General features: G+C 61.5%; 17 protein-coding genes. 12 read left to right on the top strand and 5 right to left on the bottom strand.

What is annotated here, in order from left to right:
- Positions 1-15: 15 nt before the first annotated feature.
- From rplO to U0988_RS07875, 12 genes are all read left to right on the top strand, one after another.
- The gene (rplO, locus tag U0988_RS07930; protein WP_322292088.1) at positions 16-549 is read left to right on the top strand and encodes a 50S ribosomal protein L15; all 534 of its coding nucleotides are present in this window, start codon (positions 16-18) and stop codon (positions 547-549) included.
- Positions 550-749: 200 nt separating this feature from the next.
- Positions 750-2,114: a preprotein translocase subunit SecY gene (gene secY, locus U0988_RS07925; RefSeq protein ID WP_322292087.1), complete on the top strand. Its 1,365-nt coding sequence runs from the start codon at positions 750-752 to the stop codon at positions 2,112-2,114.
- Positions 2,115-2,148: 34 nt separating this feature from the next.
- Positions 2,149-2,793 carry an adenylate kinase gene (locus U0988_RS07920; RefSeq protein ID WP_322292089.1) on the top strand — a complete coding sequence of 215 codons (645 nt, stop codon included), beginning with the start codon at positions 2,149-2,151 and terminating at the stop codon, positions 2,791-2,793.
- A gap of 111 nt (positions 2,794-2,904) precedes the next feature.
- Positions 2,905-3,633 (top strand): SRPBCC family protein, encoded by a 729-nt coding sequence (locus U0988_RS07915; RefSeq protein ID WP_322292086.1) that lies wholly within the window; start codon positions 2,905-2,907, stop codon positions 3,631-3,633.
- Between the two features lie 186 nt (positions 3,634-3,819).
- A complete protein-coding gene (gdhA, locus tag U0988_RS07910; RefSeq protein ID WP_322292085.1) occupies positions 3,820-5,175 on the top strand; it encodes an NADP-specific glutamate dehydrogenase in 1,356 nt (451 codons plus the stop codon).
- 344 nt (positions 5,176-5,519) lie between these two features.
- Positions 5,520-5,888, top strand: coding sequence for a 30S ribosomal protein S13 (gene rpsM, locus U0988_RS07905; protein ID WP_322292084.1), 369 nt, complete (start codon positions 5,520-5,522; stop codon positions 5,886-5,888).
- A gap of 60 nt (positions 5,889-5,948) precedes the next feature.
- Positions 5,949-6,338, top strand: a complete 390-nt coding sequence (rpsK, locus tag U0988_RS07900) for a 30S ribosomal protein S11 (protein ID WP_127611065.1) — start codon at positions 5,949-5,951, stop codon at positions 6,336-6,338.
- Positions 6,339-6,456: 118 nt separating this feature from the next.
- Positions 6,457-7,512 carry a DNA-directed RNA polymerase subunit alpha gene (locus tag U0988_RS07895; protein ID WP_322292083.1) on the top strand — a complete coding sequence of 352 codons (1,056 nt, stop codon included), beginning with the start codon at positions 6,457-6,459 and terminating at the stop codon, positions 7,510-7,512.
- A 79-nt stretch (positions 7,513-7,591) separates the two neighbouring features.
- Positions 7,592-8,014: a 50S ribosomal protein L17 gene (gene rplQ, locus U0988_RS07890; protein ID WP_322292082.1), complete on the top strand. Its 423-nt coding sequence runs from the start codon at positions 7,592-7,594 to the stop codon at positions 8,012-8,014.
- A gap of 150 nt (positions 8,015-8,164) precedes the next feature.
- Positions 8,165-10,342 carry a prolyl oligopeptidase family serine peptidase gene (locus tag U0988_RS07885; RefSeq protein WP_322292081.1) on the top strand — a complete coding sequence of 726 codons (2,178 nt, stop codon included), beginning with the start codon at positions 8,165-8,167 and terminating at the stop codon, positions 10,340-10,342.
- A gap of 144 nt (positions 10,343-10,486) precedes the next feature.
- Positions 10,487-11,032 carry a hypothetical protein gene (locus tag U0988_RS07880; RefSeq protein ID WP_322292080.1) on the top strand — a complete coding sequence of 182 codons (546 nt, stop codon included), beginning with the start codon at positions 10,487-10,489 and terminating at the stop codon, positions 11,030-11,032.
- 92 nt (positions 11,033-11,124) lie between these two features.
- Positions 11,125-11,901 carry a hypothetical protein gene (locus U0988_RS07875; RefSeq protein WP_322292079.1) on the top strand — a complete coding sequence of 259 codons (777 nt, stop codon included), beginning with the start codon at positions 11,125-11,127 and terminating at the stop codon, positions 11,899-11,901.
- Here U0988_RS07875 and U0988_RS07870 read toward each other — a convergent pair.
- From U0988_RS07870 to U0988_RS07850, 5 genes are all read right to left on the bottom strand, one after another.
- Positions 11,898-12,575: a trimeric intracellular cation channel family protein gene (locus U0988_RS07870; protein WP_322292078.1), complete on the bottom strand. Its 678-nt coding sequence runs from the start codon at positions 12,573-12,575 to the stop codon at positions 11,898-11,900. The genes U0988_RS07875 and U0988_RS07870 overlap by 4 nt on opposite strands.
- Positions 12,572-13,270: a PepSY domain-containing protein gene (locus U0988_RS07865; RefSeq protein ID WP_322292077.1), complete on the bottom strand. Its 699-nt coding sequence runs from the start codon at positions 13,268-13,270 to the stop codon at positions 12,572-12,574. Before U0988_RS07865 ends, U0988_RS07870 begins: the two co-directional genes overlap by 4 nt.
- A 27-nt stretch (positions 13,271-13,297) precedes the next feature.
- Positions 13,298-14,725: a dihydrolipoyl dehydrogenase gene (lpdA, locus tag U0988_RS07860; RefSeq protein WP_322292076.1), complete on the bottom strand. Its 1,428-nt coding sequence runs from the start codon at positions 14,723-14,725 to the stop codon at positions 13,298-13,300.
- 8 nt (positions 14,726-14,733) lie between these two features.
- On the bottom strand, positions 14,734-14,979 hold the full coding sequence (locus U0988_RS07855; protein ID WP_322292075.1) for a hypothetical protein: 246 nt from the start codon (positions 14,977-14,979) through the stop codon (positions 14,734-14,736).
- Positions 14,979-15,377: 2-oxo acid dehydrogenase subunit E2 (locus U0988_RS07850; RefSeq protein ID WP_322292074.1), on the bottom strand; the 399-nt coding region annotated here is incomplete at its 5' end. The genes U0988_RS07850 and U0988_RS07855, both read right to left, overlap by 1 nt.

Below are 15,377 nucleotides of genomic sequence, written 5' to 3'. Positions count from 1 at the left end.
AGCTAGTGCAAAACCATGAAACTGAATGAAATCCGCGATAATGACGGTGCCCGCAAGTCACGCATGCGCGTGGGTCGGGGCATCGGTTCGGGCAAGGGCAAGACCTCCGGCCGCGGCCAGAAGGGCCAGAAGAGCCGTTCCGGCGTTGCCGTAAAAGGCTTCGAAGGCGGGCAGATGCCGCTCCACATGCGTCTGCCGAAGCGCGGCTTCAACAACCCGTTCGGGAAGGATTTTGCTGAAGTGAACCTGGGCATGGTCCAGAAGTTCATCGATGCGGGCAAGCTCGACGCCGGCAAGCTGGTCGATCACGCGGCACTGAAGGCCGCCGGCCTCGGCCGCGGCGGCAAGAACGGCGTGCGGCTGCTGGCCAAGGGCGAACTGACCGCCAAGAAAGTCCAGTTCTCCGTCGCCGGTGCATCCAAGGGCGCGGTTGCCGCTGTCGAGAAGGCTGGCGGTTCGGTTGAAGTGACCCTCCCGACCAATTTGGAAGTCAAGGCGAAGAAGGCCGAAGCGACGGCCAAGCGTCTCGAGAAGAAGAACAAGAAGTAAGAAATCACCGTCCCGGCCATGGCCGGGGCTGCCGAAATGGGCGCGATGCCTGTGGACAGCGGCCCCGCAAATGGCCGGGATGTTGGTTTTTGCAGGTGCAGGGTTCGACATTCGGGCAACGGCACCTTATGTGACCATCGAAGGCCGGATCATCCGGTGCCCGATTAACGGCTAACACACGTCAAGGCTCACACAAGAACATGGCATCACGCGCCGATAATATTGCGAGCAACCTAAGTCTCGCCAATTTCTCGAAAGCCACCGAGCTCAAGAAGCGTATCTGGTTCACCATCGGTGCGCTGATCGTTTTCCGCTTCCTCAGCTTCGTGCCGCTGCCGGGGGTCAACCCGCTGGTGCTGGAAACGCTGTACGACCAGACCCGGGGCGGAATTCTCGACCTGTTCAACACCTTCTCCGGCGGCAGTCTGGAACGGATGAGCCTGATCGCGCTCGGCGTGATGCCCTATATTACCGCGTCGATTGTGGTGCAGATGGCGTCCTCGCTCCATCCTGCACTCGCGGCGCTGAAGAAGGAAGGCCAGACCGGCCGGCAGAAACTCAACCAGTACACCCGCTACGGCACGGTGTTCCTGTGCGCGATCCAGGGCTGGTTCCTGGCCGCCGGGCTCGAGGCCTACGGCGCGCAGAGCGGCCTGCAGGCCGTGGTCCAGACCGGCTACATGTTCCGCATCGGCGCCGTCATCAGCCTCGTTGGCGGGACGATGTTTCTGCTGTGGTTGGGCGAACAGATCACCAGCCGCGGGATCGGCAACGGCGTGTCGCTGATCATCATGGCCGGCATTGTCGCCCAGTTCCCAACATTCGTGACCAACCTTTTCGAAGGCGGCCGGACCGGTTCGATCGGCCCGGCGGTAATCATCGGTTTCATCGTCATGGTAGTGGTGCTGATCCTGTTCATCTGCTTCATGGAGCGGGCGCAGCGCCGGCTGCTGATCCAATATCCCAAGCGCGCCAGCGCCCAGGGCATGATGCAGGCTGACCGCAGCCATTTGCCGCTGAAAATCAACACCGCGGGCGTTATCCCGCCGATTTTCGCCAGTTCGCTGCTGTTGCTGCCGCTGACGATTACCCAGTTCGCCGGCGCATCGGTCAGCACCGAAAGCACCGGCGGCGCGATCCTGCAATCGACGCTTCAATATCTGCAGCACGGCCAGCCATTGTACATGGCGCTGTATGCGGCCGGTATCATCTTCTTCTGCTTCTTCTACACCGCAGTGGTGTTCAATCCGGAAGAAACGGCGGAGAATCTGAAGAAGAACGGCGGGTTCATTCCCGGGATCCGTCCGGGCAACCGCACGGCCGAATATCTCGATTACGTCCTGACCCGTATCACGGTTGTCGGTGCCGCCTACCTTACGCTGGTGTGCGTCATTCCGGAATATGTGATTGCGCAGACCGGCATTCCGTTGTTTCTGGGCGGAACCAGCCTGCTGATCGTGGTCAACGTCACCGTCGATACGATCAGCCAGGTGCAGTCACATCTGCTTGCCCACCAATATGGCGATCTGATCAAGAAGGCGAAATTGAAGGGCCGCAATCGCTGATGCGATGCAGTTCCGGATCGAGGGGGTTTCTGCCGTGAACATTATCCTGTTGGGCCCCCCGGGTGCCGGTAAAGGCACCCAGGCGTCGCGTCTGGTCGATCAATACGGGATGCGTCAGCTTTCCACCGGCGACATGCTGCGCGAAGCGGTCAAGGCAGGAACGCGAGTCGGGCTCGAAGCCAAAGCCGTCATGGCCCGCGGGGAGCTGGTTTCCGACGAAATCGTATCCGCGCTGATTGACGACGAACTTGGGCAGATGGGACCGGAAACCGGGGCGATCTTCGACGGGTACCCACGCACCAAGCAGCAGGCCCGGTCGCTGGAGGAAATCCTCGCACGTCACGGCCGCTCGCTCGACCATGTCATCGAACTCGAAGTGGACGAAGATGCGCTGGTCGACCGGATCACCGGCCGCTTCACCTGCGCGAATTGCGGCGCGGGATATCACGACCGCCACAAGCTCCCGAAGGTTGAGGGTGTGTGCGACAAATGCGGCAGCACCCACTTCAAGCGGCGGCCGGACGATAACGAAGAAACCGTGCGTATGCGGATGAAGGAATACCGCGCAAAGACTGCGCCGGTCCTGCCGGTGTATGAAGCGCGCGGCATCGTCAGCCGGGTCGACGGGATGGCCAGCATCGATACGGTAACCTCTGCGCTCGACGCGATCCTGAACTGAACGCGGCAGAAATCCGGTACGACTGGATATTTTGCGGATGATCTCTTGGCCTTTGCACCGCACCGTGGAATAAACCGCGGAAATCGGAACGATTGTGCAAAGGTGCCCGCGATGCTGAAACTGCCACTTGCCGTGACTGCTGCCTGTGCGGCGATCCTCCTGAACCCGGGGCAAGCTTCGGCCGAGGTCATCGAACAGGGGGAGGGAAGCTTCGTCACCCGCGATGCGGCAGTGGTGAAAGCAACACCCTTCGATGCATGGCAGGCGCTGATCACACCGTCGAAATGGTGGAACAGCAGCCATACCTGGTCCGCCGATGCGGAAAATCTCTACATCAGCCCGCAGGGCGGCGGCTGCTTCTGCGAATTGCTGCCCGTGCCTAAGGATGCGCCCGAGGGTGTCCGCCGCGGCAGCGCGCAGCATATGGTCGTCCTGCTCGCCGATCCGGGCAAGGCGCTGCGGATGCGCGGCGGCCTCGGGCCGCTGCAAAGCGAGCCGGTGCAGGGCGTCCTCACCGTCACCCTCACGCCGTCGGACGCGGGCACGGTGATCGTGTTTGAATATGTGGTCGGCGGCTATATGCGCTTTGAAACGCCCGAGATTGCCAAGGCGGTTGACGGGGTGATGAGCCAGCAGCTGGGCGGTCTTGCCAAGCTGCTCGGTCCGGTGACGGGAGCCTCGGCGAAGGGCAAGGCGGCGCCCAAGGAAGATACGCCGGAAGATGCCGGTGACGGCGCACCCACTGCAGGTGAAACGCCATCGGGCCCACCCGCCGCCAAAGCACCCCCGAAGAAGCCAGCCACAGTAGAGGAAGCCTTCGGCCCGATGGGCGACGAATAGTTCGGCACCCGCGAGCCAGGGTGTCTGCGATAAACCCTTGTCAGGGCCATTGCGTGGACGAAATTCACCGCTAGACTGCCGCATGGCACGTAGGGGGCTTGTCCGCCTTGGACACGACACCCCGGGGCATGGTCGCGAATAATTTCTGGCTGGCATGATGTCCGCCGGCAATCAGGAGGGGCGATCGTGGCAGTTACAGATCATGTCGATTTCGAGACGTTCATGGAAGGCGTGCAGCGCCGCAACCCGCATCAGCCGGAGTTCACTCAGGCGGTGCAGGAAGTGGCGCAGGACATCTTCGAATTCATGGAGGACAAGGAAGAATACCACTCGCAGCAGATACTCCGCCGCATCGCGGAGCCAGACCGGGTGGTGAGTTTCCGGGTTTGCTGGGAAGACGACGCGGGCCATATCCGGGTCCAGCGTGGCTGGCGGGTCCAGAACAACAACGCGATCGGTCCATACAAGGGCGGTATCCGGTTCCATCCCAGCGTGAACGAAAGCGTGCTCAAGTTCCTCGCCTTCGAACAGACGTTCAAGAACGCGCTTACCGGCTTGCCGATGGGCGGCGGGAAGGGCGGTTCGAACTTCAACCCCAAGGGCAAATCCGACCGCGAAGTCATGCGCTTCTGCCAGAGTTTCATGACCGAACTCTATCGCCATATCGGCGCGGACGTGGACGTCCCGGCCGGTGACATCGGCGTCGGCGGGCGCGAAATCGGCTATATGTTCGGACAGTACAAGCGGATCACCAACCATTTCACCGGCGTCCTCACCGGCAAGGGCATGGAATATGGCGGATCGATGATCCGGCCCGAAGCGACCGGCTACGGCGCGGTCTATTTCCTGCAGGAAATGCTCAAGCACCGCGGCGACGAGGTGAAGGGCAAGACGGCGGTCATTTCCGGATCCGGCAATGTTGCGACGCACGCTGCGGAGAAGATCACCCAGCTTGGCGGCAAGGTGGTGACGATGTCCGATTCCGGCGGCTTCATTCACGATCCCGATGGCATCGGTCAGGACAAGATCAATTGGATCAAGGCGCACAAGACTCACCGGCGTGGGCGGATCAGCGAATATGCGGACGAGTTCAAGGGGGCGACCTTCCACGAAGGCAATCGTCCGTGGCATGTCGAATGCGACGTCGCCCTGCCGTGCGCCACGCAGAACGAACTCGATGCGGGTGAGGCAAAGGCGCTGGTCGCCAACGGCTGCATCGCGGTATCGGAAGGTGCCAATATGCCGTCCACGCTCGAGGCGACCCATGTGTTCAAGGACGCCAGGATCATGTTCGCGCCGGGCAAGGCGGCCAACGCCGGCGGAGTCGCGGTTTCCGGATTGGAGATGAGCCAGAATTCCGCACGGCGTTCGTGGAAGGAAGAAGAACTGCAGCAGATGCTGCTCGACATCATGCAAGGCATTCATGGTCGCTGCATAGCCTATGGCGACAAGGGCAACGGCTATGTCGATTATGTGAAGGGCGCAAATATCGCAGGATTCAAGAAGGTCGCCGATGCAATGCTGGCGTTCGGCGTGGTCTGAACAGGGGGACAGGGCGTGCCGGAAAGTTGGGGTTTGCACCGGACAACGGAAATCGTTACAACCCTTGCATTCGGTAGCACGCCACCCACTTTGCGGGGCGTGTGCGTGTTTGCGCGCTTACCGGTTGACGCGCTGCGAGAATCGTCTTAAGCGCGGTCCTCATTCGAGGATTACAGTATCCGAAGGCGTGAATCGTCCGGCAGGCGCTAGCCATTGAGCACGCCAACCGGGCTTTTGCCGTTTCAATGCTTTGTAATCCGGGATGATTTTGTAGCGATGAGATAGGGGCGCTCCCTTCCGTTTTTTGCGGATTTGCGCGTTTCCTGTGGAGCATGGAGAAGTAAGTGGCTCGTATTGCCGGGGTAAATATCCCCACCAACAAGCGCGTGATCATCGCGCTCACCTATATTCACGGTATCGGCCGCACCACGGCGGTCCGGATTGCGGACAAGCTGGGCATCGACCATGCCCGCCGCGTTCAGGACCTCTCGGATGCGGAAATCCTTCAGATTCGCGAAACCATCGATGCGGACCATCCCGTCGAAGGCGATCTTCGTCGCACCACTGCGATGAATATCAAGCGCCTGATGGATCTGGCGTCATACCGCGGGCTGCGTCACCGCAAGGGCCTTCCGGTCCGCGGCCAGCGCACCCACACCAATGCCCGGACCCGCAAGGGCAAGGCAAAGGCTATCGCGGGCAAGAAGAAGTAAGCAGCTGCCGTTTGGCACCCTACTTACCTCACCTTCTTACAAGAACAGGATAACGATACCATGGCACGCGAACCACAGCGCATCAGGCGCCGCGAGCGGAAAAACATTTCCAGCGGCGTTGCGCACGTAAACGCCAGCTTCAACAACACCATGATCACCATCACCGACGCACAGGGCAATGCCATCAGCTGGTCCAGTGCAGGCGCGATGGGCTTCAAGGGCAGCCGCAAGTCGACTCCGTATGCCGCCCAGGTGGCTGCGGACGATGCCGGCAAGAAAGCCGCCGAACACGGCGTGCGGACCCTGGAAGTCGAAGTCAAAGGCCCTGGCTCAGGCCGCGAAAGCGCGCTGCGGGCACTGCAGGCCGTTGGCTTCACGATCACTTCGATCCGTGACGTAACGCCGATACCGCACAACGGGGTCCGCCCGTCCAAGCGGCGCCGCGTCTAATCCGCCTTCTCGGCGGCCGGTGAATTTCACAGGCCGCCGTGTTTTCACGGATCGGCCGCGGGTTTGACAAAACCGTCACCGCACCGATCCCGCCCGAACCGAACTCCAGGGGAAATCCATGTCCGTCAACACCAAGAACTGGCAGGAACTCAAGAAACCCAACAGCCTTGAAATCAAGGATGGTGGCGAAGGCAAGCGCAAGACCACTTTTGTCGCCGAGCCGCTCGAACGCGGTTATGGCCTCACTCTTGGCAACGCCCTGCGCCGCGTGCTGCTTTCCTCGCTGCAGGGTGCCGCGATAACCTCGATCAAGATCGAGAACGTACTGCATGAATTCAGCAGCCTCGCCGGCGTGCGCGAAGATGTCACCGACATCGTGCTCAACGTGAAGCAGATCGCTCTCAAGATGGAAGGCGAAGGCCCTAAGCGCCTGCAGCTGTCCGCCACCGGCCCGGCCACCGTCAAGGCCGGCGATATTGCCGTTTCCGGCGACATCGAAGTGATGAACAAGGATCTGGTGATCTGCCATCTCGATGAGGGCGCCAGCTTCAACATGGAACTGACTGCCGACACCGGCAGCGGCTATGTTCCGGCAGTGGCCAACCGTCCGATCGACGCCCCAATCGGGCTGATCCCGGTCGACTCGCTCTATTCGCCCGTGCGCCAGGTTAGTTACAAGGTGGACAACGCCCGCGTTGGTCAGGAACTCGACTACGACAAGCTCAATCTGACGATCGAAACCGATGGTACGATCACCCCGGAAGATGCCGTGGCCTATGCCGCGCGCATCCTGCAGGACCAACTGACCCTGTTCGTCCACTTCGAAGACGGCATCCCGCAGCCGCAAGGCCAGATGATCGGCATGGCTGCCGCACCGGAAGAATCCGATGCGAACCAGCTCAACCGTTACCTGCTCAAGAAGGTCGACGAACTCGAACTGTCAGTCCGTTCGGCCAATTGCCTCAAGAACGACAACATCATCTATATCGGCGATCTGGTCCAGAAGACCGAAGCCGAAATGCTCCGGACCCCGAATTTCGGCCGCAAGTCCTTGAACGAAATCAAGGAAGTGCTGTCGAGCATGGGTCTGCGTCTGGGCATGGACATCCCCGGATGGCCGCCCGAGAATATCGAGGAAATGGCCAAGAAGCTCGAACAGGAACTGCTCGGCTGAACAGGTTCCGGCGGCGCACCTTAAGCGCCGCCAGCTTTGGGCTACCTGATACGGGCCCTCATCGAACGGAGTTACCATTATGCGTCACGGTATTTCACAGCGGAAGCTCAGCCGTAAATCGGGCCACCGCAAGGCCCTGTTCCGCAACATGGCGGACGCGCTGGTCAAGCATGAGCAGATCCAGACAACCTTGCCGAAAGCCAAGGAACTGCGCCCCTATGTCGAAAAGCTGGTAACGCTGGCCAAGCGCGGCGGCCTCAGCAACCGCCGTCTTGCGGCAGCCCGGATGAACGACGATGCGCAGGTCCGCAAGCTGTTCGACACCTTGGCCGAACGCTATGCAAACCGGGAAGGCGGCTATCTGCGGATCGTCCGCGCCGGCATCCGCGCCGGCGATGCTTCCCAGATGGCGATCATCGAATTCGTCGACCGCGATGTCGAGGCGCGCGGCAAGGACAGTGGTCCTGTGATGAACCGGGACGAAGAATACGAAGACGCGTAACGCGCGTTTTCCGAAGCGATCACCGAAGGGGGCCGGGAGGAAACTTCCGGCCCCTTTTCATTGCAATCTGCACCAACCCCGACGCAGGATTGCAAACCCCGATCATCCGGCTACAACGGAAACAGTCGCAATTTCCCCTCGGAGTACCAGATGATCCGTTCCCGCCTTCTTGCAGGTGCTGCCTGCCTGCTCGCGCTGCCGCTTGGCACCGCGCTTCCAGTCTCCCTCGCCGCCCAGGAAGTGTCCCCGCCGATGTATCCCGAGACCCGCAGCGATGGCATTGTCGAGACGATCTTCGGCAAGGAGGTCGCGGACCCCTATCGCTGGCTTGAAAACGATGTCCGCAATGATCCGGAAGTTGCCGAATGGGTCGCGGCGCAAAACCGGGTGACGGACGCCTACTTGGCAACGCTGCCGGGTAACGAATGGTTCAAGCAGAAGCTGGGTGCGCTGCTCGATTACGAGCGCTTCGGCATTCCGGAAAAGGCGGGCTCACGCTATTTCTATACGCGTAATTCCGGCCTCCAGAACCAGTCGCCGCTCTATGTCCAGGATAGCCTGGACAGCGAGCGCCGCCTGTTGCTCGATCCCAATGCCTGGGCGCAAGACGGTGCAACTGCACTGTCCGACTGGACCCCGTCGCCCGAGGGCAAATACCTGCTCTACAGCGTACAGGACGGCGGCACGGACTGGCGAATCCTCCGGGTGCTGGACGTCGATACAGGCGAACAGCTGACCGACGAAATCAAATGGGCGAAGTTCACCGGACTCGCCTGGGTTGTGGAGGAAGGCTTCCTCTATTCGCGTTTCCCAGAGCCCGAAGAAGGCCAGGATTTCCAGGCGCTGAATTACAATCAGGCGGTCTATTATCACAAACTCGGCACCCCGCAGAGCGAGGACCAGCTGGTGTTCGCGACGCCGGACCAGCCCAAGCGCGGCAACGGCGCAGGGGTGACCGATGATGGCCGCTGGGCGGTGATCAGCAGTTCCTTCGGCACCGATTCCAAGGATGAAATCAACGTCATCGACCTCGCCGCGCGTGATGGCAACGGCTGGCAGCCGCGGTTGCTGGTTCCCGGCTTCGAAAATGCGTGGCGGCCAATCGGTGCGGTCGATGGCACGATGTATTTCGTGACCAACGAAGACGCGCCGCGTTACAAGCTGGTCTCGATCAATCTCGACCAGCCCGGTGCCGAGTGGAAAGTCGTGGTGCCCGAAACCGACCAGCCGATCGACGGCGCGTCGATCGTAGGCGAAAAGCTGGTCCTGACGTATCTGAAAGATGCCACGACCCGCGCGGCGGTATTCGCGCTCGACGGGACCCCTCAGTCGGACATCGAACTGGGCGCGCTGGGAACGGCAGGGGGCTTCGGCGGCGAGTACGGCGATCCGGAAACCTTCTACACCTTCACCAGTTTCAACCAGCCCGGCGCGATCTACCGGCTGAACATCGGAACCGGCGAGAAAACTGCGTTCGCGACGCCGGAACTGACCTTTGATCCGGAGAAATATTCGGTCGAACAGCAGTTCTATACCTCGAAAGATGGTACGCGGGTGCCGCTGTTCATCGTGCGCAATACCGCGCTGGCCGCCACCAACACAGCAGCGCCGACCATGCTTTACGGTTACGGCGGGTTCGATATCTCGCTCACCCCCGGATTTTCGGCCACTGCGATGGCATGGCTGGAAGCCGGCGGCGTCTATGCCGTCGCCAATATTCGGGGCGGCGGGGAATACGGCAAGGAATGGCATGACGGAGGCCGGCTCGCGAACAAGCAGAACGTGTTCGACGATTTCATCGCGGCGGGCGAATATCTGAAGGCGCAAGGCATCACCACTTCGGACGGGCTTGCCATTCGCGGCGGTTCCAACGGGGGCCTGCTGGTCGGTGCGGTCACCAACCAGCGGCCAGACCTCGTCGATGCGGCGCAGGCTGCTGTCGGCGTGATGGATATGCTCCGCTTCGACCGCTGGACGGCGGGTCGGTACTGGGTCGACGATTACGGCTATCCCTCCAAGGAAGCGGATTTCCAGACCCTGCTGACCTATTCACCCTATCACAACATCCGCAGCGGGGTGGAATATCCGCCGGTGCTGGTGACCACGGCTGATACCGATGACCGCGTGGTCCCCGGCCACAGCTTCAAATACACAGCCGCGCTCCAGGCCGCCGATGCGGGTGACAAGCCGCACCTGATCCGGATTGAAACAAGGGCCGGTCATGGTTCGGGCAAGCCGACCGACAAGGTGATCGAGGAAGGTGCCGATGTGCTCAGCTTCCTTGCTCGGTGGACCGGTTTGACCGTTCCTCCAGCGGGCGCGGAATAATTGCTCTGCGCAGGCGTTCACAAAAGCCGGTACTTTTATGAACGCCTGCTGTCAGCCCAATTCAGACTGACAACAGCACGAATCGGTTAGAACCCTGTTTGACGCCGGAGCACTTCCGCCCTGGCGCCAAGCGAGGAACGACCCATGACTACACTAACCAAAACACTCGTCGGAACCGTCGCCGCTGGCGCAATGGCGATGACCTCTGCAGCCCCCGCCTTCGCCCGTGACCGGGATGACGGCATCAGCGCAGGCGAGATCATTGCCGGTGCCGTGATCATCGGCGGTATTGCCGCAATCGCTTCCGCAGCGAGCAAGGACCGCGGCTACAATCGCCATTACAGCGACGGATATAATTACAACCAGCGTGATTATCGCGGCAATTACAACGACTATTACGGCCGCGGAAATCCCCGCGCTGCAGTCGAACAGTGTGTCCGTGCCGCCGAAATCAACGCTCAGCGCGCAGGCTATCGCTTCGCGAACGTCACCGACATCCGCGATGTGGATGACAAGCGTTACGGCTGGCGGGTAAAGGGCCGCATCGATGTTCAGGGCCAGCGTGGCTACGGCAACCGCTATGATCGCTATGATCGGGGCCGCCGCGCCGACAGTGGCAACTTCACCTGCGACATTTCGCGCGGACGGGTTGTCGATCTTGACTTTAGCGGTGTCCGCGGGCTCCGCTGATGCGAGCAGTACCACCCTTAACAGGGGTTATGCGGTTCAGGCTGATGAAAGCCTGGACCGCATATGCCTGTGCAATTGATGGGGACCAGAACATGAACCGCATTTCCCTTTTGTCTTCTTCCGCCGGGCTGATGGCCGCCCTGTCCCTGGCCGCGACACCCGCCGCCGCTGCGGAGATTCGAGTCCCGGCTTCACCCTCTGCGACCATGGCTCAAAATGCGTGGGAAGCGGGCAGCGTTACCGTCAACCGTGACCGCTACCGCGGCCGATACCGCGGCCACCGCGACCATATCGACGCGGGCGATGTAATTGGCGGTCTGCTGGTCATCGGCGCGATCGCGGCGGTTGCCAGCGCAGTGTCGAAGCCGAGGGAGCCGCGGTATCCCGCGCCTTATCCCGATCGCGCCGGCTACAATTCCAATTCAGGCGCCGCACGCGGCATCGATCGCGCTGCCGATATGTGCGTGCGCGAAGTCGAACGCGATGCCCGCGTCGGTTCGGTCGATGCGGTCGAACGTTCGGGCAACGGCTGGCGCGTGTCCGGAGTGTTGTTCGACGGCAATGGCTTTACCTGCCGGATCGGTCAGGACGGCCGGATTGACGATGTCAGCTACGGTGACGGCAGCGGTTATCGGGGTAGCTCCGGCCAGGTGGATGATCGCCAGTGGAGCGATGATCGCTATGCCGATGCGTGGGGCAATGCAGGTCCTGCCGCGCCCGTTCCGGACTATTCCGGAAGCGAACCAGGTTCCTCTGGCCCTGTTCCGTCGGGTGACGCACCCGCCTATCCCGGCGGCCCGGTACCCGGCGAAAGCTACGAGGATTACCCGGATAATTCGGGAGCTCAGGACGACCGCTACGGCGATTAGCCGCGCGTTTCTCCGGCATCATCACCAACATCATCGCCGCCCTGTTTGCCTGAACGGTCATCGTAGGCGGGCAGGGCGAGTTTCCACCGGATTGCCGCACCGCGCAGGGAAAAGCCCGCAATCCACGCGGTTCCCCACACCAGCGCATCGGACAGGGCGAGGGCGGAGCCCAGCACCGTCACCGCAGCCGCCAACGCTGCGGCGGTGACGTAAAGTTCCGGCCGCATGATGATCGAGGGTTCGCCCGCGATCACGTCGCGGATCACCCCGCCCGCGCAGCCGGTAATCACCCCCATCACCATTGCCGGAACGGGCGCCACGCCGAACGCCAGCGCCTTGGCGGTGCCGAGCACTGCGAAGGCGGCCAGACCGGCGGCGTCGGCCCATTCGAGCAATTCCCCCTCCCACCAGCGCCGCGGTGTGAACCATGCGATCAGGGCGGTGGCGAAGATCACCGGGGCAACCCAGGGGTTTTGCGTCCAGAAGGCGGGCGTGCCGATCAGCATATCGCGCAAGGACCCTCCGCCGACCCCCGTGATCAAGGCAAAAAACGCCATCGTGACGAAGGTCTGCCGCAGCCGCGCCGCGAGCAGCGCGCCGGTCAGCGCGAAAACGGCTGTGCCTGCAAGATCGAGGACCGGCGGCAATACCGCCGGAACCACGGCCAGACTCACGCTCTCGGCCTCGCTTTGCGCCGACGGAACATCAGCATTGTACCGAGCAGCGCCCCAATCAGACCAAGTGCGGCAAACAGGATCAGAATGGGATGCGACGTGTCTTCCCGCGTTTGCAGATCCATGATGTGCAGCCCCCACATGAAATCGAACAGCCGCCACCACCGGGTACGGACGGCTTCGATCTGCCCGGTGTCGCGCCCGATGTAAATCCGGTCGCCGCTGTCCAGTTCGACCTGCCACACGGCGAGCGGGCGGCGGAAATCGAACGGCACGTTGTCGGCATCGAAGGCGGTGATCGAAGCGATCCGGTCCCCGCCGACGATTTGCTCGGCCACGACCACCCGCGCCTCGATCTCATTAAGCGGCGGCAGCCGCGCGCCGCTTGAGCCGAAACGTTCGAGCGCGCCGTCCATATATTCGATGGTGGTGACCGGCTGGTCGGACTGCATCGCGGTGGTGACTGATTTCACGGGACGGGCGGGATCGTCCGGCAAGGCCACGGAAATCGCGGTGTCGGGGGGCAGGGGAGATTCCGGCTGCTCGATTCGCAGGTGGTTGCCGCGCACCTCGTCGATCGGCCGGGCGACCATCACCAATCCGGTCACCATCCACATCACCACCGGCACGCCGACCAGCCAGCCGAGCCAGATATGCCAGCGGGCAAAGCGGAGCATCCATTTTTGTCGCGCCATGATTTACCCCTCCGCCGGTCCGGTTCGTTACATATGGATCGGTTTGCCCTGAACCGCCATCGCCGCTTCTTTCAACGCCTCTGCATGGGTCGGATGGGCGTGGCAGGTATAGGCGATGTCTTCCGACGTCGCGCCGAATTCCATCGCCAGAGCCGCTTCGGCAATCATCGTTCCGGCCAGGCTGGCGACGATGTGGACGCCGAGCACGCGGTCGGTTTCGGCATCGGCAACGACTTTCACGAAACCGTCGGTGTCGCGGTTGGCCTTGGCGCGGCTGTTGGCCATCATCGGGAATTTGCCGACCTTGACGGTGTGTCCGGCTTCCTTGGCTTCGTCCTCGGTCATACCGACATCGGCGAATTCGGGCATGGTATAGACCACGCCGGGAATGACAGCGTGGTTCACGATGCCCGTCTGTCCGGCAATGAACTCCGCCACGGCAATGCCTTCATCCTCTGCCTTGTGGGCGAGCATCGGGCCAGGGATCACATCGCCAATGGCCCATACGCCGGGCACCTTGGTGCGGAAATCATGCGCGGTTTCGATCTGGCCGCGCTTGTTCAGTTCCAGCCCGATGGCTTCGAGATTGAGCCCGTCCACATTGGGACGCCGCCCGATCGACACCAGCACATGGCTTGCTTCGATCGTTTCTGGCTCCGCTCCTCCTGAGCCTGTCGACGGGCCTGCGGCAGGCTCGACCGTTAGCGTGACTTTCTTGCCCTTGACGGAAGCACCGGTGACCTTGCTTTTCAGCCGGATATCCATGCCCTGCTTCTTGAAGATCTTGCCCGCTTCCTTGCGGACATCGGTGTCCATACCGGGCAGCAGCAGGTCGAGGAATTCGACCACGGTGACCTTCGCGCCGAGCCGCCGCCAGACCGAGCCGAGCTCCAGCCCGATCACCCCGCCGCCGATCACTACCAAATGTTCGGGCACTTCGCTGAGTTCAAGTGCGCCGGTGGAATCGACGATCCGGCCTTTCGCATTGTCCACTTCCACCCCCGGCAGCGGCGTCACGCTGGACCCGGTCGCGATCACGATGTCTTTGGCGGTGTGCGTTTCGCCGCCGACGGTGACCGTATGCGCGTCCTGAAACGCCGCATGGCCCTTGATCCAGGTGACCTTGTTCTTCTTGAACAGGAATTCGATCCCGCCGGTCAGCTCACCCACGGCCTTGGTCTTTTCCGCCATCATCACACCGAGATCGAACGTGGCGTTGGCCGTGATGCCCCACGCCGCCATGTGCCCGTTCTGCGCCTCGTCCAGCAATTCGGAAGCGTGCAGCAGTGCCTTGGACGGGATACACCCAACATTGAGGCAGGTGCCACCCAGCGTCTCGCGGCTTTCCACGCAAGCGGTCTTCAGGCCCAGCTGGGCCGCGCGGATTGCCGCGACATAGCCGCCGGGGCCGGCACCGATGATCAGGACATCGTAATCGTAAGTTTGGTCAGCCATAGTTTCTCTCAACAACGCATGCTGCCAGTGCACGGATCGAAATAGTCACCGGATTCGTTCCCGTCGGAAAATGCGAGGGAAAGAGCAGCAAAATAAAGGAACATACAGACATAACCGATTTTGATTACATCGTAAGTAGATTGATAGTGTTCGCCATACTTCGCGACACCACTTCGATGAACACGAATTTCAAGCCAGCCGAAAAACCAAAAAAGCCCGGCTAGACCGCCCGCAAGAGAAAATAGATACATCATCACAGATCGATCAGCATCCGCGTGGGATCCTCGATCGCATCCTTGATGATTTTCAGCGCGGTAACCGCCTCGCGCCCGTCGATCAGGCGGTGGTCATAGGACAGCGCGATATACATCATCGGGCGAATTACCATTTCGCCGTCAATCACTACCACCCGGTCTTCGATCCGGTGCAGGCCGAGCACGGCGCTTTGCGGCGGGTTGATGATCGGGGTCGACATCAGCGATCCGAACACGCCGCCATTGGAGATGGTGAAGGTGCCGCCCTTCATCTCTTCCATCTTGAGCGTGCCGTCCTTGGCGCGCTTGCCGAAATCGGCGATGGTCTTCTCGATCCCTGCAAAGGGCAGCGTCTCGGCATTGCGGATCACCGGCACGACCAGGCCGTTTGGCGCGCT

Origin of the sequence: Allopontixanthobacter sp. (assembly GCF_034376665.1) — a bacterium.
GTDB lineage: Bacteria > Pseudomonadota > Alphaproteobacteria > Sphingomonadales > Sphingomonadaceae > Allopontixanthobacter.
Note: the sequence above shows the minus strand (reverse complement) of the source record. Positions and strands in the feature narration are given on the sequence as shown.